Raw genomic sequence first — 20,441 nt, forward strand, 5'->3', positions numbered from 1 at the left:
TCAATGGTCGGCCGCGGCGGTGGAAAGCGAGACGGTGGCGGCGGCGGGGCCGGCCGGGGCGGGGCGGGCGGGCACCAGCAGCGCCGCGAACGCCGCCGTCGCGAGGATCGCGGTGCCGGCCCACAGGGCCGGGTGCAGCCCGGAGACGAACGCCTCGGCGGAGCCGTATCCGCCCGCCGTGGCGAACACGCCGGACAGCACCGCGACGCCGATGACGATGCCGATCTGCCGCATCGCGTTGTTGACCCCGGAGGCCACGCCTTGCTCCGCCTTGGACACGAAGTCGAGGGTCTGCCGGGCGGCGAGGGCGAAGAACAGGCCCATGCCGACGCCGGCGACCACCATGCCGGGCAGCAGCAGAGAGTAGGAGACGGCGGGAGAGATGACCAGGGCGAACCAGGCGAGCGCCGCCCCCTGCAGGACCGTGCTCGCCACCATCAGCCGGCGCACTCCGAGCCGCTCGCCGAACACCCCGGTGAGCGGTGCCACCAGCACGGGCATCATCGTCCACGGCAGGGTGCGCACCCCGGCGTCCAGCGGTGAGTAGCGCAGGACGTTCTGCAGGAACTGGGTCAGCAGGAAGACCGCTCCGAGCATGCCGCCCTGCACCAGCAGGGCCACCAGGTTGGACAGGGCGAAGCCCCGGCTGCGCACGAGATGCGGTGGGATGACGGGGTTGGGAGCCCTGCGTTCCCACAGCGCGAAGCCGGCCAGCACCACCATCCCGGCCACGATGGGCGAGAAAACCTGCGGGTCGGTCCAGCCGAGGGTGGTGCTGCGGATCAGTCCGAAGACGAGGCCGAACAGCCCCGCCATGATGAGCAGCGTGCCGCGCACGTCCAGCCGGTTGTAGGGGCCGCGGCTCTCGCCGAGGAACCGCGCCGCCGCCGGCAGCAGGAGGATCCCCAGCGGCACGTTGATCCAGAAGATCCCCTGCCAGTCGCCGTATCGGATCACCGCGCCGCCGATCCAGGGACCGAGGGCGATGCCCAGCCCGATCATGCCGCCGAAGCCGGCGATCGCGGCGCCGCGGCGCTCCGCCGGCACCGCGGTGACCACGAGGGTGAGCGCGAGGGGGATGATCACCGAGGCGCCGACGCCCTGGACGGTCCTTGCGGCGAGGAGGACGCCGATCGAGCCGGCCAGGCCGGCCGCCGCCGAGGCCGCGGTGAACAGCACGACGCCGATGATGAAGACGCGGCGCCTGCCGAACCTGTCGCCCACCACCGCGGCCGCCAGCAGGCAGACGGCGTAGACGAGGGTGTAGACGTTCACCGTCCACTCGAGGCTCTCCAGTGACGCGCCGAGATCCTCGCGCAGGGTGGGCAGGGCGGTGGTGACGACCAGAGTGTCCAGCGCGGCCATGAAGGCCGCCACGCCGGCGATGAGAAAGGTGAGAACGCTGCCACCCCGCACGCTCATGGGGCGCCTCCTCCGGACGGATGCCAGTATAGATAGTGGATAGTAACACTATTCACTATGGGGCGACAGTGCCTCGCGCCCCCGCCGCGTCAGCGGCCGCTCTCGTCGCCGAGCGGGGACCACGGGTACGCGCGGCCGGCGCCACCCGCGATCTCACTGTGCTTGTTCACGGCGTCGAGACGCGAGACCGCCCCCAGCTTGTTGAAGATGTTGCGCAGATGGCGCTTGACCGTCCCTTCGGTGACCGACAGGCGGGCGGCGATCTGCCGGTTGCTCATCGCCGCGGCCACCAGCGCGAGAACCTCCTGTTCCCGCTCGGACAGCGGTCCTGAGTACCCGCTCTCTATGTTGACGAAGGTCTCCCGGGACACCGCCAGCGTCACCTGCTCATCGGTGCTGGTGACACTGCGGAGCGCGGCCACGAGGTCACGCCTGCTGATGCCCTTGTGCATATAGCAGCGGACGCCGACCTCCAGCATCGCCCTGACGAGCTGGATGTCGTCGTACATGCTGAGCACGGCCAGGACGGAGTCCGGAGACACGTCGCGCAGACGCCGGACGACGTCGATGGGCCGGCTGTGCGGCGTGTCGATGTCGAGCAGCACGACATCGGGGCGGGCTCTGGCCACCAGGTCGACGATGGAATCGGTGCCGTCATCCACCACGGAGAAGTCCTCCTCGGCCAGGAGGACTTCTCGTAGCACCTCCCGCGGAAGGGTGTGCTCGTCGGCGATGACGATGCGAATGCGGTCGCGTCCCTCCCCGAGACTCGCGACCGGCCTCCACTCACGTTGGGATATCACCTTTGACGACGGACTCCTTGACGAGGTTCCTGCTCTCACTCAGATCTCCCCCGAGGCGGAATATCAAGCGTTCAGCAAACAAAGGGTCGCGTGACATCTCCTCCATGCTCCAGCCGGCTACAGCCCCCCTGATTCGGCCTAGACGCCGCCGATAGCCCGCCTGGATTCAGCAGTGATAGCACATCATACCTAAGACACCCATAAGCCGGAAATTGGTTTGGCAGCAAATTAGCCAGAATCACGTTCTATTTCAGATACCCCCAGTTCACCGCCCTCATCCTGTCACCGCGATATACATGAGGTCGCCTCAATTCAGACTGAGCGAGGCTCATAATTATCTCGACTCTAAGTGTCCGAAACCTGTATTTCAGTCGCCCGAAACCTCGTACAGCTGCACCTTTCCACGAGGTTAAATGTCGCGGAGCGCAATATCACGAGCACAAGAAATTCTTAAGCGTTTGTTTCACGACATTCACCGCACCGGCGGCCGGATTCCGCAATCTTTCTCTGGGACACGGCGGAACCGTGACCCAAGGGGGCCACGGTTCCGTGCGGGCACGACGAAACCGCCCCTCATCCATCGTCACGGAAGAGGGGCGGCCGGGTGGGTCAGGCTCCTACCGACGAACTCGACGGTTTGCGGGCAGATGGAACAAAGGGCGCAGAGACTTCACTTTCCTCCGGAATTCCATGTCGTTCCCACCAACGGGCGAGCGGGGCCGGCGACCACCACGCCCAGCGACCGAGCAGTCGCATGGTGGCGGGCACCAGCAGGCCGCGGACGACCGTCGCGTCCACCACGAGGGCGATCACCACGCCGATGCCGATCATCTTCAGGACGGTGACGTTGATGGTGACGAACGCTCCGATCACGACCCCCAGCAGGAGCGCGGCGGCGGTGATGATGCGGGCCGTGTGCTGGACGCCCACCGCCACCGACTCCACCGGGTCGTGCGACCGCAGGTAGTGTTCGCGGATCCTGGCCAGCATGAACACCTCGTAGTCCATCGCCAGCCCGAACGTGACCGCCGCGATCATGACGGGCATGTTCGCGTCGATGAAGCCCGGGGCCTTGAAGCCCAGCGGTCCCGACAGGAAGCCGTCCTGGAAGATCAGGACCATGGCCCCGAAGGCCGCCGAGAGCGACAGCAGGTTCAGGATCACGGTCTTGATCGGCAGGATCACCGAACCGAAGGCCAGGAACAGCACGATGAACGTCACGACCGAGACGATGAGCAGCATCCATGGCAGCCCCCTCGCCAGCATGTCCAGCATGTCAACGATGGAGGCGGGGCGGTTGGTGAACTGCGCGACGGCCCCGGCGGGCGGCGGCTCGGCGCGCAACTTGACCACCACATCCCTGATCTCCTTGCCGTACGGGCTCAGGGAGTATCCGAGAGTGATCCTGGCCAGGTTCCCCTCGGTGCCGGTGACCGCCGAACGCTCGACGCCGTCGATGCGCCCGAGCCGCTGGGCGAAGTCGTCCAGCGCGGCCTTGGCCTGCGGGGTGCCGGCCGATCCGGGCATCCGGACCACCGTGGTGATCACCTTGGTGGGGTCGTACGTGAACTCCTGGGCCAGCTGACGCGTCACGACCACGCTGTCGGTGTCGTCGGGCAGGGCCCATTCGGCCGGCCGCGACCAGACCGCGCCGATCAGGGGCAGGCCGAGCGCCACCAGGACGACGGTGATCGACACCACCGACATGAGCGGCCGGCGCATGACCGCGTGCGCGGTGCGGTACCACCCGGTTCCCACCTCGCCGCTCCGCCGCCCCGGCAGCGGGATGCGGAGCGAGTTGATCCGGTGGCCGGCGACGCGGAGCAGGGCGGGCAGGACCAGCAGCGCGCTCAGCACCGCGAACAGCACCACGCTCGCTCCGGCGTACGCCAGGGAGGTCAGGAAGCGCGAGGGGAACACCACCAGGCCGCCCAGCGTGACGGCGACCGTGATGCCCGAGACCACCACGGTGCGGCCGGCCGTGGCCGTGGACCGCACGACGGCCTCTTCGACGTCGAGGCCCGCCTCCAGCTCCTCCCGGAATCTGCTGACGATGAGCAACGCGTAGTCGGTCGCCAATCCCAGCCCGAGGATCACCACCACGTTGATCGCGGCGGTGGACAGGTCGACGAAGCCGCCGACCACGCGCAGCACGCCGAGCGAGCCGATCGCGACGAGGATGGCGATGGCCAGCGGCAGAGCCGCCGCGACGACACTGCGGAAGATCAGCAACAGCAATATCAGCAGCAACGGGAAGGAGATCAGCTCGGCCCTGCTCAGGTCGCGGTTGCTGATCGCGTTGAACTGCACGGCCACCGCCGTGAGGCCGCCGAAACGCTCGGTGAGGTCCGGGGCGTCGAGCACCTTCACGATGTCCTGGTAGACCTTGACCTGTTCCTCCTCCACCGCGCCCGGCAGCTGGAGGGTGACGTAGGTCTTGTGCCGGTCGGCCGAGACGAAGTCGGCCGAGCCCGTGGACCAGAAGGTCTCCATCCAGGCGTAGGCGTTCTTCGGGAGCTTGGAGGTCGCCCCTTCGACGCGCTGGCGGAACTGCGGGTCGTCCACCGTCATGGTGGGGCTCTCGTAGATGACCACCACGTCTGCGACGTGGCGCCCGAGCGTGGTCGCCAGGAGCCGGTTCGCCTCGGCGGACTCTCCGTTGGGATTGTCCAGGCCGGCGCCACCGCCGAGAATCCCGCCGGCGCCCGAGCCCCAGGCACCGCCCAGGACCACGAACAGCACGGCGGCAACCAGCACCCATACTCGGCGTCTGGCAACAAACCGCCCAATAGTCGCGAACATCTCCATCTCTCCCTCGGAGCGGCGCGCAAGGAGAACGCCACTCACTGTCGGTACCTGGTGGATCCTGAATGACCGCGGCAGAATGAATAGTAGAGATATCCACTATCGATCGCAACCACTCAGACGTCATGGCGGGCGGGGCGCGCGGCCAGACCGCCGAGCAGAGCGCCCAGGCCCGCGACGAGCACGATGGTCCCGGCCCACAGCTCGGCCGGCCACCGCACGCCCTGCGCCAGCTCCAGACCGGCGAGCTGCCCGGCGCACACCAGGCCCGCGTACACCGCCCCCGCGAGCGGCAGCCGCAGCGGCGCCTCGGCCCCGCGCGCCGCGTCCAGCCGGACGAGGGCCAGGTCGGCGAGCAGCGCGCCGCAGACGGCGACGGCACAGACGGTGAGGTACGGGGAGGGGAACTCGTTGATCACCATCAGGCGCACGGCGATGCCGGCGACCAGGGCGGCTCCCGCCCCGAACGTCGCTCGGCGCCGGTGCATGAGCAGGAGCGGAACGGTGAGCAGCAGCGTGGTGATGATGTAGCTCGACACGCCCTGGACCGCGAGGAACTCCTGGGGGGTGTCGATGATCCCGCCGTAGTCGCCGAGGACCGGCTCGTACGGACGGGCGGGCGCGATCGTCATGAACGACGCGCCGTAGTTGAGCATGACCAGGGCGCCCATGATCGCGTAGGTCATCGAGAGCACCCCGGTGAACGACCGCACCCCGCCCTCGCGTGAGGCCCACCACGACCGCAGCGGGCTGGTGCCGAGGATGATGCCGCCGATGGAGGCGACGATGTGGGTGGGGCTGAAGGACGGCAGCAGGCCGATCTCGATGCCGATGGTCTGGTGCCAGATCATGTCGCCGAATCCGCCGACGAAGAAGATCAGCGCGCCGATCGCCCCGAGCCGGTACCCGCTCGGCCAGCCGTCCCGCCACCACACCGGAGCGCGATCCCGGCGCCGGTACGCCAGCAGGAAGGTCCACGCCGCGGTGCCGGCGTAACCGAGGTAGAGGACGCCGTGATACGGGGTGAAGAAGCCTTCGAGGGTGTCGATGACGTTCTTGTGGGCCCATCCGTCGATGGCCAGGCCCGAGATCATGATCGTGCCGAACAGCATGGTCACGAGGTCTTCGCGCGTCGACGCGACTTCCTTGACGCTGACGTCGGTGCCAGATCTGCCCCATTCGAGAATGCTGGTGACCGCCACCCTTCAACTCCTTCTGCGGCGTAAGGACGCGTCGGTCAAGGCAGGGGGCTGCCAGCCGGCGTCGGCGGTGTTGATGGTCAGGCCCGGCGGCACGATCTCGTCGATCCGGTCCAGCACGTCGGCGGGAAGCTCCGCGTCCGCGGCGGTGAGCTGGCTCTCCAGGTGCTCCATGGTCCGGGGACCGATGATCGCCGAGGTCACGCCCGGGTGCTGGAGCACGAAGCGCAAGGACATCTCGATCAGCGACAGCCCGCTCTCGTCGGCGAGCCGTGCGAGCCGCTCGGCGGCCGCGAGCTTGCGCCGGTTCTCCGGCAGGGCCATGTCGTAACGGTGAGGGACCAGCACCGACCGCCGGCTCTCGGGCAGTTCGGCGCCTTCGCGGTACCGGCCGGTGAGCCAGCCGCCGGCCAGCGGGCTCCAGGCGAGCACGCCCATGCCGTGCGCCTGGCAGACGGGGAGCACATCGGCCTCCACCCCGCGGGCGAGGATCGAGTAGGGCGGCTGCTCGCTCACGAACCGCTCCCTGCCGCGCCTCTCCGCGACCCACTGCGCCTCGACCACCTGGTGCGCGGGGAACGTCGAGCTTCCGATGTAGCGCACCTTGCCCGCCCGGACCAGGTCGGTCAGGGCGCCAAGCGTCTCGTCGACGTCGACGAGCGGGTCGGGACGGTGGATCTGGTAAAGGTCGATCCAGTCGGTGCGCAGCCGGCGCAGGCTGTCGTCGACCTCCCGCATGATCCAGCGGCGGCTGTTGCCCCCCTGGTTGGGGTCGTCGCCCATCGCGCCGTGCACTTTGGTGGCGAGGATGACCCGGTCGCGCAGGCCGCTTTCCGCGAGGAACCTGCCGATCAGCTCCTCCGACTCGCCGCCCGAGTAGATGTCGGCGGTGTCGATGAAGTTGACCCCCGCGTCGATCGCCCGCTGGAGGATCTTCGACGACTCGTCGTACCCGTTCTCACCCCACCAGCCGAGCATCATGCCGCCGAGACAGATGGGGCTGACCTTCACACCGGTCCGTCCGAAAAGGCGATACTTCAATACGATCATCTCCTGGGATGCGAGCCCAAAATAGATACGAGAACTGTCTACTATCCTTTTGGTAGACTCGCAAGGTCTCGCGTTTCCGCCCGACGAGACGACCAGAAGGAGGACTTGTGCGCATCGCCGAGCTGAGTCGACGTGCCGACGTACCCGTGCCGACGATCAAGTACTACCTGCGCGAAGGCCTCCTCTCCCCCGGCGAGCGCACGAGCCACAACCAGGCGCAGTACGACGAGACCCACGTGCACCGGCTGAAGATGATCAAGGCGTTGATCGACGTGGGCGGGCTCAGCGTCGCCGCCACCCGCGAGGTCCTCGGCAAGATGTACGCGCCCGGCATGAGCGTCATCGACTCGGCCGGCAAGGCGCAGTTCGCCATGACCACCCCGCGGCCCGTGATCGAGGACGAGGCGTGGGCCGAGGCCACCGAGCAGACCGAGGCGCTGATCAAGCGGCTCGGCTGGCAGGTCCGCCAGACCAACCCGGCCAGGCAGACCCTGACCTCCGCGCTCGCGACCCTGTACCGCCTCGGGCAGACCGGGCAGCTCGAGCTCCTGGACGAGTACGCCCGCACGGCGCGGCAGGTCGCCGAGGCCGAGCTGACCCTGCTCGCGCGAGAGCCCGACCCGCACACGCTCCTGGAGACCGCCGTGATCTGGACGGTCCTCGGTGACATCGTCTTCAGCGCGCTGCGCAGGTTCGCCCAGGAGGACGTCGCCTACGGAGGGCCGGCCGAGGGCCGGCACTCCGCCGAGGACGGCGGAGTGCCCGGGGCCGCCGCCCGCGCGTAGCGTTCCGCCGCGCGCGTAGCGTTCCCGCCGCCCGCGCGCGCGTAGCGGCCCGCCGGCCGTCGGCCGCGGGCGGCGGATGCCTCAGACGGTCACGCTCCCGGCCAGCATGCGGCCGAGCTCCTGGATCGCCTCCTCGGTGTCGGTGAACCGCACGGCCCGCCAGCCGGCCTCCTCCGCGCCCGCGCAGTTCTTGGCGAGGTCGTCCACCAGCACGCACTCGTCGGGACGCACGCCGGCGCGCGCCGCGGCCAGGTCGAAGATCTCCCTGTCCGGCTTGCGAAGCCCCACCACGGCCGAGTTGACCACGTCGTCGAACAGGCCCTCGGGAGGCACCATGCGCCGCCAGTGCTCCTCCCACGCCGGAGGCATGTTCGACAGCATCCCGACGAACAGGCCGAGGTCTTTGATCCGGTGCAGCTCGGTGAGCCACCGGGTGTTGGTCTCCCTGCCGTCGAACCAGGTGTCCGCGAAGCTGACCATCTCCACCTCGACGCCCTCGGCCGCGGTGTAGGCGTCCGCCACCTGGCGGATCCACTCCTCCTCCGTCACCAAGGGCGTGTCCAGCGGCAGCATGACGTCGTCGGTGCCGTAGCTCGCCGTAACCGTGAGAACCGCCTTCAGCAGCGGGTCGGGTTCCAGCCCCGTCTTCTCGCAGAACGCCGTGAATGTGTGGCCGACCGGCGGGGTGAGAACGCCGCCGAAATCCGTCCAGACCGCTTTGATCATTACCGGTCTCCGATCGTTTCAACGGATAATCGGCATTCACCCTTTCATATGAGGGTCAGCAGGGTCTCAGCGCCACGTCATTCCCTGATCACGCGGGCGTCACGCGCTCTTGACGTGGCGTTTCCCCCTGCCTCAAAGCCAGAACAAAAGGATTGCCGCCTTTTCCGGGGGCTGTATAGATTGCCCAGATGTCGGCCCAGCCGGTCATTTGTCATTCGGCCAGAGGTGGTAGCAGGTGCAGACAATCCCAAAAGCTTCGACGCTCACCGAGTTGATCGCGCTTCGTGCCGCGGAGAGCGGCTCGAACATCGCCTATAGGTTTCTCCCCGATGGTGAGCACGAATCACATTCGCTCACCTTCGCCGAGCTGGAGCTGGAGATCCGCGCTCTCGCCACCCGGCTGCGAAGGCATACCGAACCCGGCGACCGGACGCTGATCCTCGCCCCGGACGCCGGCGACTTCGTCCGGGCCTTCCTGGCCTGCCAGTACGCCGGCGTCATCGCCGTTCCCGTGTACCCGCCCATGCCGTTCGACGCCCGGCGCGGCACCGAGACCATCCGGGCGATCGCCCGGGACTGCGGCGCGTGGACGGTGCTCTTCGCCGGCCACGAGGCCTACCGCGACATCATCCGCGAGGCCGCCCCCGAGCTCGCCGAGCTGACCTGGGTCGACGCCGGCCAGGTCGCCGGCGTCGACACCGGCGGCTTCGCGCCCGCGCCGGTGAGGCCCGAGGACGTGTCCTTCCTGCAGTACACCTCCGGCTCCACCTCGCTCCCCAAAGGCGTGATGGTCAGTCACCGGGCGCTGATGCACCAGGAGGAGCTCATCCTCCGGGCGGGCGGCTTCACCGCCGACGACGTCATCGTGAGCTGGCTGCCGCTCTTCCATGACATGGGGCTGATCGGCAACGTGCTGCTCGCCCTGTACGTGGGGTGCGAAGCCGTTCTGATGCCGCCGCTGTCGTTCGTCCAGCGGCCGATCCGCTGGCTGCGCGCGATCTCGCGGTACCGCGCGACCGTCTCCGGCGGGCCGAACTTCGCCTACGAGCTGTGCGTCCGCCGCATCCCGCCGGAGGACAGGGAGGGCCTGGACCTCAGGAGCCTCAAAGCCGCCTTCAACGGCGCCGAGCCGGTGCGGGCCGCCACCCTCGAGGCGTTCACCGAGGCCTACCGCCCGCACGGGTTCGACGAGCAGGCCCTCTACCCCTGCTACGGGCTGGCCGAGGTCACCCTGATGGCCACCGGGTCCCCCCTCGGCACCGGCGCCGTCATGCTCGACGTCGACCTCGGCGCCCTGCAGGAGGGGCGCCTGGTCACCGGCGGCGACCACAGGATCGTCGGGTCCGGCACACCGAGGCTGCACCGCCGGCTGGAGATCGTGGACCCGGCGACCTGCGAGCGGGTGCCGCCGGGCGGCGTGGGCGAGATCTGGCTGGCCGGTCCGGACGTCGCCGACGGCTACTGGGGCCGGCCCGAGGAGACCGAGGCCACGTTCGGCGCCCGCATCGCCGGCACCGGCGAGGGCCCGTTCCTGCGCACCGGCGACCTCGGCGCGATGCACGAGGGGAACCTGTTCGTGTCGGGCAGGCTGAAGGACCTCGTCATCGTCGGCGGCCGCAACCACTACCCGCAGGACATCGAGGCGACGGCCGAGGTCGCGCACCCGCTGGTCAGGCGGGGCTGCGTCATCGCGTTCTCCGCAGAGCACGACGGGGCCGAGCGGCTCGTCGTCGTCGCGGAGGTGAAGCCGGCCGCCGGCGAGGCCGACCTCGACGACATCCGCCGCTCGGTGCGGACGGCCGTCAGCTCCTGCCACGGCGTCCAGGTCGGCGACGTCTTCCTGGTCGACGCCGGAGGGGTTCCGAAGACCTCCAGCGGCAAGCTGCGGCGCCGCACCTGCCGCGCCGCGTACGAAGGCGGCGACCTGGTCGCCGCCGCCCGGCAGCTGGAGGGGGCCCTGTGACCCGCAGACAGGAGGACGTCGCCGAGTGGCTCATCACCCGCGTCGCCGAGATGCTGTCGGTCGAGCCGGCCACTCTGTCGCCTGACGTTCCCTTCACCCACCTCGGTCTCTCGTCCATGCAGGCGGTCGAACTGTCGGACGACCTGCAGCGCTGGACCGGGCTGACCATCTCCCCCACCCTCGCCTTCGACCACCCGACGATCGCCGCGGCGGCCCTGCACATCGCCGAGGCCACCGCTCCCGCGCCGGAGGCCGAACGGGCCCCGGCGAGCACACCGGCGCCCGCCGAGGTCGCCGAGCGCATGCCGATCGCCATCGTGGGCATCGGCGCCCGCCTGCCGGGCGGCGGCGGAGCCGAGGGTTACTGGAAGGTCCTGCGCGAAGGCGTCGACGCGGTGGGCGAGATCCCCGCGAACCGGTGGGACGGCGACGCGCTCTACGACCCCGACCCCGACACCCCGGGCAGGATGAACACGCGCTGGGGAGGCTTCCTCGACGACGTCGAGGGGTTCGACGCCGACTTCTTCGCGATCTCCTCCCGCGAGGCCGCGCGCATGGACCCCCAGCAACGCGTCATGCTGGAGGTCGCCTGGGAGGCGCTGGAGGACGCGGGCATCGCCCCGAGCGGCCTGTCCGGCTCGCTCACCGGGGTGTTCGTCGGCGCGGCCACCTTCGACCACGGCGCGGGGCTGCTCAGCTCGGGGGTCGAGGCCGAGGCCTACGACGGAACCGGCTCGGCCCTCAGCGTCATCGCCAACCGGCTCTCGTACTGCCTGAACCTGCGCGGGCCGAGCATCGTCGCCGACACCGCCTGCTCGTCGTCCCTGGTCGCGGTGCACCTCGCCTGCCAGGCGCTGCGCTCGGGCGAGGCCGAGCTCGCGCTCGCGGGCGGCGTCAACGTCATCACCAGCCCCCGCATCGCGCTGAGCTTCAGCAAAGGCAGGCTGATGGCGCCCGACGGCCGGTGCAAGGCCTTCGACCACCGGGCCAACGGCTACGTGCGCAGCGAGGGCGCGGGGATGGTGGTGCTCAAGCCGCTGGCCCGCGCGCTCGCCGACGGCGACCGCGTCTACGCCGTGATCAAGGGCGGGGCCGTCAACCAGGACGGCCGCACCAACGGGCTGGCCGCGCCCAGCCGTCCCGCGCAGGAGGCGGTGCTGCGCGCGGCGTACGCGGCGGCGGGCGTCGATCCGGCGGGCGTCGACTACGTCGAGGCGCACGGCACCGGGACCGCGGTGGGCGACCCGATCGAGGTCGGCGCCCTGGCCTCGGTGCTCGGCCGGGGCCGCCCGGCCGGACGGCCGCTGCGCATCGGCTCGGCCAAGTCCAACATCGGGCACGCGGAGGCCGCGGCCGGCGTCGCCGGGCTGATCAAGACGGCGCTGTCGCTGCACCATGGCGAACTCCCGCCCACCGTGCACTTCGAGAAGCCCAACCCGCTGCTCGGCCTGGACCGGCTGCCGATCGTCGTGCAGAGCGAGGCCGGGCCCTGGCCCGAGCGTCCCTCGGGCCCGGCGGTCGCCGGGGTCAGCTCGTTCGGCTTCGGCGGGACCAACGCCCACATCGTGCTCACCGCCGCGCCGTCCGCCCTTCCCCCCGGCTCCACCGAAGCCACGGGAACGACCGGGACATCCCGGCACACCGGAACGACCGGCTCCGCCCCTTCGGACGGGACCGCCACATCGGACGGAACCGTCACGCCGGACGCGGCCGCCGTTCACCTGTTCCCCGTCTCCGCGCGCTCGGAGGCCGCGCTGCGCCGCAGGGCCGCGGCGTGGGCCGAGACCGCCCGCCGCCACGAGGGCGACCCCGGCTGGCCGGCCAGGGCGGCCGCCGCCGCCGCGCTCAGGAGCGACCACCACCGGTACCGGGCCGCCGTCGTCGCCTCCGACGCCGGCGAGCTGGCCGAGGCGATGACCGCGCTCGCCGAGGGACGGCGCGCCCCCGGCGTGTCCGGGCCGCATGCCGCCGGCCACCGCTCCCAGCGGCCCACGCTGGTCTTCCCGGGACAGGGCGCCCAATGGGAGGGCATGGGCAGGCGGCTCGCCGAGACCGTCCCCGCCTTCCGTGACGCGATCCGCCGCTGCGACGCCGCGATGTCGCGCGTCCTCGGCCGCGACCTGTGGGACGACGAGACGGGGCTGATGGCCACCGGCACCGCGCACGTCCCTCCCGCCCTGTTCGCCTACCAGGTCGCGCTGGCCGAGGCCTGGCGATCGTTCGGCATGGACCCGGTGGCCGTCATCGGTCACAGCATGGGCGAGATCGCGGCGGCGCACGTCGCCGGAGCCCTGTCGCTGGAGGACGCCGCCCGCCTGGTGTGCGTGCGCAGCGCGCTGCTCACCGAGATCTCCGGGCGCGGCGGGCTGGCGCTGGTCGAGCTGGAGGCGGGCGAGGCGGCCAAGACGATCGAGGGCCGCGAGCACGAGCTGTCCGTCGCGGCCGTCAACGGCCCGCGCGCGACCGTGCTGTCCGGCGCCCCGGCCGCGCTGGACGAGGTGATCACGAGCCTGGAGGCGCGCGGGGTGTTCGCCCGGCGCATCGCCGTGGACTTCGCCGCGCACAGCCCCGAGGTCGAGCCGTTGCAGCCCCGCCTCAGGGCGGCGCTGGAGGGCATCGAACCCCGGACGGCCGCGACGATGATCTACTCGACGGTCGCCGGTGAGCCGGTCGCCGGCACCGACCTCGGCCCGGCCTACTGGGAACGCAACGTGCGCGAGCCCGTGCTGTTCGCCTCGACCCTCTCGCGCCTCATCGCCGACGGGCACGAGAGCTTCATCGAGATCGCGCCCCATCCCGTGCTCAGCCGCTCGGTCGCCGAGCTGGCCGACCACCTCGGCAACCAGGTCACGGTCGTCTCCTCGGCCCGCCGCGACGAGGACGAGGCGCGCGCGCTCCTCCAGGCCGTCGGCGAGATGTACACCCGCGGGGCGGCCGTGCGCTGGCCCGCCGTCCACCAGGGCGCCGCGCACGTCGACCTGCCACCGCACGGGTGGGAGCACCAGAACTTCCCGCTGCTGCGCGCCGGCGCGCGGCCCGCGGCCGCGCCGCGCGGCACGCCGTGGCGCGGCGGCCTGCTCGGCGAGCGGGTGCGGGTGGGCGCGGAGCCCGGCCTGCGCCTGTGGCCGCTTCCGCTGGACCTGGACGGCGCGCCCGAGCTGGCCGACCACGTCGCCGACGGCGTGCCGCTCGTGCCGGGCGCGTACTGGCTGGTCGCGGCGGCGCAGGCCGCCGGCGCGGGCCCGGTCGCGCTGGAGGACGTCGGCTTCGCCCAGCCCTGCCCGATCGGCGGGACCGCCGGCACCGCCGACGCCGACCTGCAGCTCACGCTGCGCCGGGCAGGGCAGGGACGAAGCGTCTTCCTCATCACCTCCGACCGCGGCGCCGGCCCCGTCGTCCACGCGGAGGGCGTCGCCCTCGAGGACGGCGGGCAGGCGCCGCCGTACCCCGCGGTCGAGGAGCTGACCGGCAGGTGCGGCGCCGCCGCCGAGGCCGGCGCGCTCTACGACCGGCTGCGCGAGTCCGGTCTGGACTACGGGCCCCGCTTCAGGGGGCTGACGGATCTGTCGGTGGGCCGCGGCGAGGCTCTGGGCCGGCTGCGCCTTCCGGCCGGCCTGGACGTGGACTGCGCGCCGCTGCATCCCGCCCTGCTCGACGCGGCCTTCCACACCGTGGCGGCCGCCGCGGGCGACCGGCTGCGGGGCGGCGTGCTCCCCCTGCCCGCCGGCGCGAGCCGGGTGTGGGCGCGCGGGCACTCCGGCGCGCTTCGCGACGGCTGGGCCCACGCCGTCGTCCGCTCGTTCGGGCCGCGCGAGCTGATCGCCGACGTGACCGTCCTCGACGAGGAGGGCCGGACGGTCTGGTCGGTGTCCGGCCTGCGGCTCGCCCTGATCAGCCGTAGGACCTCCGAGGAGGGCCGGCTCTACAGCGTGCGCTGGCAGCCGGTGAGCGTCGGCTCCGCCGAGCGCGTGCGCGGCGGCCGGCTCGTCATCGCCGGTCGCGGCGGCCTCGGCCGCGAACTCGGCGACCGGCTGGCCGCCGCGGGCGAGCCGTGCCTGGTCGCCGTGGAGGGGCCCGCCACGGCCCCCGGCGAGCGGTCGATGGACTCCTGCTCCTACGAGGACCTGCTGGCCGAGGCCGAGGCGATGGGCGGCGGCCTGCACGGCGTGGTGGACGCGCGCGCGGTGGCGGCGGGCGCCCCCGCGATCGACACCCTGCACGACTGCGCGTCGGCCACGGTCGGGCTCGCGCGGGCGATGGCCCGCAGGGCCTGGCCGCGGGACCCCGCCCGGCTGTGGCTGCTGACCTCCTGCACCGACGCCCCGGCAGGCGCCGTCGTCTCCGGGCTCGGCATGGTGATCGCCAACGAGCATCCCGAGCTGGCCTGCTCGCTCATCGACGTCGACGCGGACGGGCTGGACGGGCTGGTGGCGGCGCTGCGCGCCCCGCGGACGCCGGCCCGGCTCGTGGTGCGCGACGGCGTCCTGCTGGAACCGCGGTTCGTCGCGTTGGCGGCCGGCGGCGGCGGCGCCCCGATCAGGGCGCAGGCCGACTACCTGGTCACCGGCGGGCTCGGCTCGCTCGGGCTCCAGGTGGCGCGGTGGCTGGCCGGCCGGGGCGCGCGCAGGCTCGTCCTGCTCGGCCGGGGCGAGCCGGGGCCCGAGGCGCTGCGCGCCATCGAGGAGCTCCGCGAGACCGGCGCCGAGGTGAGGGTCGAGCGGGCCGACGTGGCCGACGCCGCCCGGCTCCGCGAGGTGCTGGACGGCCTGCCCGCGCTGGCGGGCGTCTTCCACCTCGCCGGCGTGCTCGAGGACGCCCTCATCGACACCCTGGGCGAGGACGTGCTGCGCAGGGCCCTGGCCGCCAAGGCGGTCGGGGCGTGGAACCTGCACAGCCTCACCCTGAACAGGCCGATCGAGCACTTCGTGATGTTCTCCTCACTGGCCGGCCTGTTCGGCTCGCCCGGCCAGGGGGCGTACGCGGCGGGCAACACCTTCCTCGACGCGCTCGCGGTCCTGCGCGCCGGGCGGGGGCTTCCCGCGCAGAGCATCGACTGGGGTACGTGGGCCGGGTCGGGCCTCGCGGTCGAGGCCGGCGGCGTCGCCCGGCTGGCCACGCGCGGCATGCCGCCGCTGAGGCCGGACGTCGCCATCGAGCTGCTCGACCAGGCCGTGGACGGCGGGTACCCGCACCTGGCCGCCGCCGCGTTCGACTGGGCGGAGTTCGGCAGGGCGGGCCTCGGCCCCTCGCTCCTGGGCCTGCTCGAGGGCTTCGTGAGCACCGACGGCGCGGGGTCCGCGTCCGTCAGAGGCGCTGTGCGCGACGCGGTGGTGGCCGCCGGCGGCGCGGGCGAGCGTCTGGACATCTTGCGGCGGTTCCTGCTGGAGCAGGTGAGCACCGTGCTCGGCAGGTCGGAGAAGGGCCTGGACACCTCGGTGCCCCTCCAGGAGCTCGGCTTCGACTCGCTGATGGCGATGGAGCTGCGCACCAGGCTGGAGGCGGGACTGGACATCCGGCTGTCGGCGACGGTCGTGTACACCTACCCGACCGTGGAGGCGCTCGCGGCCGGCCTGCTCGACCGGCTGGGCGTGGTTCCCGGCGCGCCGGTCCAGGCGGCTCCCGGGACGCCGGTCCAGGCGGCTCCCGGGACGCCGGCCGAGCAGGACGGCGACCTGGCCGGGCTCGACGACGACGAACTGGCCGCGCTGCTGTCCCAGGAACTCGATCTGCACGGAGGGACGCAATGACCGACCAACGCAAACTTCTCGAACAGGCCCTGCATCAGCTGCGCGACACCCGGACGCGGCTCGCCGCCGCCGAGCGGGCGCGGCGGGAGCCGGTCGCGGTGCTGGGCGCGGGCGTGCGCCTGCCCGGCGGCGTCCTCGATCTGCCGTCGTACTGGGATCTGCTGCGCGACGGCGTGGACGCGGTCACGCCCATGGTGAGCAACGCCGACGGGCACCGGCCGCCGGCCGGGGAGCGCCCCGAGAGCGGCCACTGGGCCGGGCTGCTGGACGAGGTGGACCGCTTCGACGCCGGCTTCTTCGGCATCTCGGCGGGCGAGGCCGACCGGATGGACCCCCAGCAGCGGCTGGTCCTGGAGGCGGCCTGGGAGGCGATCGAGGACGCCGGCCTGCCCATCGACCACCTCCAGGGCAGCAGCACCGGGGTCTTCCTCGGGGTGTACGGCAGCGACTACCTCAGCATGCAGTTCGCCGAACCCGGCACGATCAACACCTACACCGCGCCCGGCGGGGCGCACAGCATCCTGGCGAACCGGCTGTCCTACCTGCTGGACCTCCAGGGCCCGAGCCTGGCCGTGGACACCGCCTGCTCCTCGTCGCTGATGGCCGTGCACCTGGCGGTGCGCGCGCTGCGCCAGGGCGACTGCGACATCGCGCTCGCCGGCGGGGTGAACCTCCTGCTGTCCCCGCTGTCCACGCTGGTCACCGAGAAGGTCCTGCCGATGGCGCCCGGCGGCCGGTGCCGCACGTTCGACGCCTCGGCCGACGGGATCATCCGCGCCGAGGGGTGCGGCGTGCTCGTGCTCGTGCGGGAGTCCTCGGCGGGCGGCAGGCGGGTGCGCGGTGTCATCCGCGGCACGGCGGCCAACCACGACGGCCGTACCAACGGCCTCACGGCGCCGAACCCCCGGGCGCAGGCCGGGCTGCTGCGCAGGGCCCTCGCCGACGCCTCGGCCGAACCCGGCGAGGTCGGGTACATCGAGGCGCACGGCACCGGCACCCCGCTCGGCGACCCCATCGAGATGGAGGCGCTGCGCGAGGTCTACGGCCCCGGCGACATGCCGTGCGCGGTCGGCTCCGTCAAGACCAACTTCGGCCACCAGGAGGCCGCCGCCGGCATCACCGGGCTGATCAAGGCCATGCTGGTGCTCGAGCACGGGCAGGTCCCGCCCAACCTGCATCTGCGGCGGATGAACCCCGAGATCGACCTGGAGGGCAGCCGGCTGCGGGTGCCCACCAAGCTCGTCCCGCTGCCCAAGAGGGACGGCGCGCCGCTCGCGGCCGTCAGTTCCTTCGGGTTCGGCGGCGCCAACGTCCACGCGATCCTGCAGGCCGCCCCGCCTCCGCAGGACGCCGGACCGCGCCCGGACAAGCTGGTGCTTCCGCTGTCGGGCAGGGGGACGGGGGCGCTGACAGCGCTGGCCAGGGCCTATGCCGACCGGCTCGCCGGCGCCGGCCGCGCGGAGGCCGCCGAGGTATGCGCCGCGGCGGCGACCCGGCGCAGCGGCCTGAGCCACCGCACCTGCCTGATCGCCGACGACCCCGCCGACCTGGTCGGCCGGCTCCGCGAGCTGGGCGGGCACGACTCCCTCCCCGACCGTCCCGTGCCGGTCCGCCGGCCGCGGGTGGCGTTCGTGTTCAGCGGCCAGGGCTCGCAGTGGGCCGCCATGGGCGCGGAGGTGCTCGACCGCGAGCCCGTGGTGCGCGCCGAGGTCGAGGCGTGCGACGCCATCGTGCGCGAACTGGCCGGATGGTCGATCATCGAGCGGCTGACCGGCCGGGACGACGACCTGCGGGAGACCGAGGCCGCCCAGATCTGCATCGCCGCGCTGCAACTCGGGCTGGCCGCCCTGTGGCGGTCCTGGGGCATCGCGCCGTACGCGGTGACCGGCCACAGCATGGGCGAGATCACGGCGGCGCGCGCGGCCGGGATGCTGAGCCGCGACCAGGCGTTCGAGCTGCTGCTGCACCGGGCGCGCCTGACCGAGGAAGGCGCCAGGAAGGGCGCCATGACCAGCATCGGCCTGCCGGTGAGCGAGGTCGGGCCGCTGCTCGCCGCCGAGCCGATGGCGGGCATCGGCGCGGTCAACGGCCCGAGGTCCACCGTCGTGTCCGGCGAGCGGCGGGCGGTGGAACGGGTCGGCGCCGCCGCCGAGCGGCTGGGCGCCCGGACGCGGCGCCTGCACGTCGGCTACGGCTTCCACAGCCCCCTGCTCGACGGTCACGCCGACAAGCTTGCGAGCAAGGTCGCGCACATCGCGGCGGACAAGGGCGACGTGCCGTTCATTTCCACCGTCACCGGGACCCGCGTCACGGCCGAGCGGCTGGACGGCGAACACTGGGGCCGCAACCTGCGCGACGCCGTGCTGTTCTCCCCGGCGGTGGAGGCGGTGGCCGAGATGGGCGTGACGGTCTTCCTGGAGATCGGCCCCCACCCGGTGCTGCTGCGGGACATCAGCGAGACGCTGGAGGAGTCGGAGATCCGCCACCTGGCCGTGGGGAGCCTGCGCCGCGACCAGCCGCTGACCGCCACGCTCGACCGCTCGCTGGCCGAGCTGTACCGCGCGGGCCTGGACGTCGACTGGGAGGCCGTGCTCGGCGCCCCGTCGCGTGACGTCGCGATCCCCACCTACCCGTGGCAGCGCGAGCGCCACTGGCTGCCCGCCGGCACGGTCGACACCGCCGGCCTGACCTGGCGGGAGCCTGCCCTGGCGGCGACCACGACCGCCGCCGGCCCGCCGGCCGTCGCGAACGCCGCCCCGGCCACGGCCGAGCCGCTGGAGGAGCGCATCGACGCGATCGCGCTCTATGTGCGGCGGCGCATCGCGGCGGCGCTCAACGCCGAGGACGTGGACGAGGTGCCCGCCGACCGGCCGCTGGAGGAGTTCGCCCTGGACTCCCTGGTGATCGTCGAGCTGAAGAACCAGGTGGAGAACGAGCTGGGCGTGGCCGTCCCGCTCCAGGCGCTGCTCGGCGTGATGCACGGCGGCACGGCGCTCGACCTGGCCACCGCCATCGCCACCCGCGAGGGCAGGCGCGCGGAGCAGGCCGCGCTGCAGGCCGCTGAGCGAGCCGCGGACCAGGCCGCGCAGCAAGCCGCACAGCAGGCCGCGGACGCGCGTGCCCAGAACCCGGACCAGGCCGCGGACGCGCGTGCCCAGACCGCTGTGGCAGGAGTCGGATGAACGCCGTGGGGACGATCAACAGTGTCAGGACGACCGACGCGCTGAACTGCCTCGGCCAGCAGCCGGCGGCGGCGCTGCGCCTCGTGTGCTTCCCGCACTCGGGCGGCACCCCGGCGATGTACCGCCGCTGGACGGCCGGCCTCGCCCCCGACGTCGAGGTCTGGGGCGTGACGCTGCCCGGCCGGGCCAGGCGCGTGAACGAGCCGTTCGCACGGGAGTGGACCCCGCTGGTCGCCGAGCTCACCGAGGCCGTCCTGTCCGAGGTCCACGGCCCGGTCGCGCTGTTCGGGCACAGCCTGGGCGGCCTGCTGGCCTTCGAGGTGGCACGGGCGATGACCCGGGCGGGCGAGCCGCCGGCGCACCTGTTCGTGTCCGCGCGCGCGGTGCCGACGGCCCCGCACCCGCTGTCGCTCCCGGACGACGACCGGGAGCTGCTCGACGAGGTGGACCGGGTGTACAACGGCGTGCCCGGCATCGTGCGCGAGTCGCCGGACATGGTCCGCCACTTCGCGCCGATCCTGCGCGCGGATCTCCAGCTCGCCATCTCCTACGTCTTCCGCCCCGGGCCGCCCCTGTCGTGCCCGATCACGGCGCTCGGCGGCGCCGACGACCCGACCGTCTCGGCCGCCGGGCTGCGCGAATGGGACGGATACACCAGCGGAGACTTCGCGTCCCGCCGGTTCCCCGGCGGCCACTTCTATCTGGACACGGCCGAGCGCGAGGTTCTCGGAACCGTATGGCAGCACATCATCTGAGGAG

At 72.2% G+C, this 20,441-nt stretch carries 11 protein-coding genes; 5 read left to right on the forward strand and 6 right to left on the reverse strand.

Annotation, left to right across the window (positions count from 1 at the left end):
- From ACFO60_RS29840 to ACFO60_RS29860, 5 genes are all read right to left on the reverse strand, one after another.
- Window positions 1-1,422, reverse strand: coding sequence for a DHA2 family efflux MFS transporter permease subunit (locus ACFO60_RS29840; RefSeq protein WP_380846707.1), 1,422 nt, complete (start codon window positions 1,420-1,422; stop codon window positions 1-3).
- An 89-nt stretch (window positions 1,423-1,511) separates the two neighbouring features.
- Window positions 1,512-2,225: a LuxR C-terminal-related transcriptional regulator gene (locus tag ACFO60_RS29845; protein ID WP_380846710.1), complete on the reverse strand. Its 714-nt coding sequence runs from the start codon at window positions 2,223-2,225 to the stop codon at window positions 1,512-1,514.
- Between the two features lie 609 nt (window positions 2,226-2,834).
- Window positions 2,835-4,982: an MMPL family transporter gene (locus tag ACFO60_RS29850; RefSeq protein ID WP_380846713.1), complete on the reverse strand. Its 2,148-nt coding sequence runs from the start codon at window positions 4,980-4,982 to the stop codon at window positions 2,835-2,837.
- Window positions 4,983-5,146: 164 nt separating this feature from the next.
- Window positions 5,147-6,232, reverse strand: coding sequence for a hypothetical protein (locus ACFO60_RS29855; RefSeq protein ID WP_380846716.1), 1,086 nt, complete (start codon window positions 6,230-6,232; stop codon window positions 5,147-5,149).
- Window positions 6,233-6,235: 3 nt separating this feature from the next.
- Complete coding sequence (locus tag ACFO60_RS29860) at window positions 6,236-7,240, reverse strand: aldo/keto reductase (protein WP_380846719.1); 1,005 nt, start codon at window positions 7,238-7,240, stop codon at window positions 6,236-6,238.
- A 146-nt stretch (window positions 7,241-7,386) separates the two neighbouring features.
- On the opposite strand from ACFO60_RS29860, the gene ACFO60_RS29865 reads away from it, so the two are divergent.
- Window positions 7,387-8,064, forward strand: a complete 678-nt coding sequence (locus ACFO60_RS29865; RefSeq protein WP_380846722.1) for a MerR family transcriptional regulator — start codon at window positions 7,387-7,389, stop codon at window positions 8,062-8,064.
- Between the two features lie 81 nt (window positions 8,065-8,145).
- Here the strand turns inward: ACFO60_RS29865 and ACFO60_RS29870 are convergent, their stop codons facing one another.
- Window positions 8,146-8,790, reverse strand: coding sequence for an HAD family hydrolase (locus ACFO60_RS29870; protein ID WP_380846725.1), 645 nt, complete (start codon window positions 8,788-8,790; stop codon window positions 8,146-8,148).
- A gap of 235 nt (window positions 8,791-9,025) precedes the next feature.
- Between ACFO60_RS29870 and ACFO60_RS29875 the strand changes: the two genes are divergently transcribed.
- Genes ACFO60_RS29875 through ACFO60_RS29890 form a run of 4 tightly spaced genes read left to right on the forward strand, consistent with a single transcriptional unit; the run spans window position 9,026 to window position 20,437 of the window.
- The gene (locus ACFO60_RS29875) at window positions 9,026-10,753 is read left to right on the forward strand and encodes a fatty acyl-AMP ligase (RefSeq protein ID WP_380846728.1); all 1,728 of its coding nucleotides are present in this window, start codon (window positions 9,026-9,028) and stop codon (window positions 10,751-10,753) included.
- Window positions 10,750-16,500, forward strand: coding sequence for an SDR family NAD(P)-dependent oxidoreductase (locus tag ACFO60_RS29880; RefSeq protein ID WP_380846731.1), 5,751 nt, complete (start codon window positions 10,750-10,752; stop codon window positions 16,498-16,500). Before ACFO60_RS29875 ends, ACFO60_RS29880 begins: the two co-directional genes overlap by 4 nt.
- On the forward strand, window positions 16,497-19,682 hold the full coding sequence (locus ACFO60_RS29885) for a type I polyketide synthase (RefSeq protein ID WP_380846734.1): 3,186 nt from the start codon (window positions 16,497-16,499) through the stop codon (window positions 19,680-19,682). The genes ACFO60_RS29880 and ACFO60_RS29885 overlap by 4 nt, the downstream gene beginning before the upstream one ends.
- Window positions 19,679-20,437: a thioesterase II family protein gene (locus ACFO60_RS29890; protein ID WP_380846737.1), complete on the forward strand. Its 759-nt coding sequence runs from the start codon at window positions 19,679-19,681 to the stop codon at window positions 20,435-20,437. The genes ACFO60_RS29885 and ACFO60_RS29890 overlap by 4 nt, the downstream gene beginning before the upstream one ends.
- Window positions 20,438-20,441 lie beyond the last annotated feature (4 nt).

The sequence above is a fragment of the Sphaerisporangium dianthi genome, from assembly GCF_042654065.1.
GTDB classification, from domain to species: domain Bacteria; phylum Actinomycetota; class Actinomycetes; order Streptosporangiales; family Streptosporangiaceae; genus Sphaerisporangium; species Sphaerisporangium dianthi.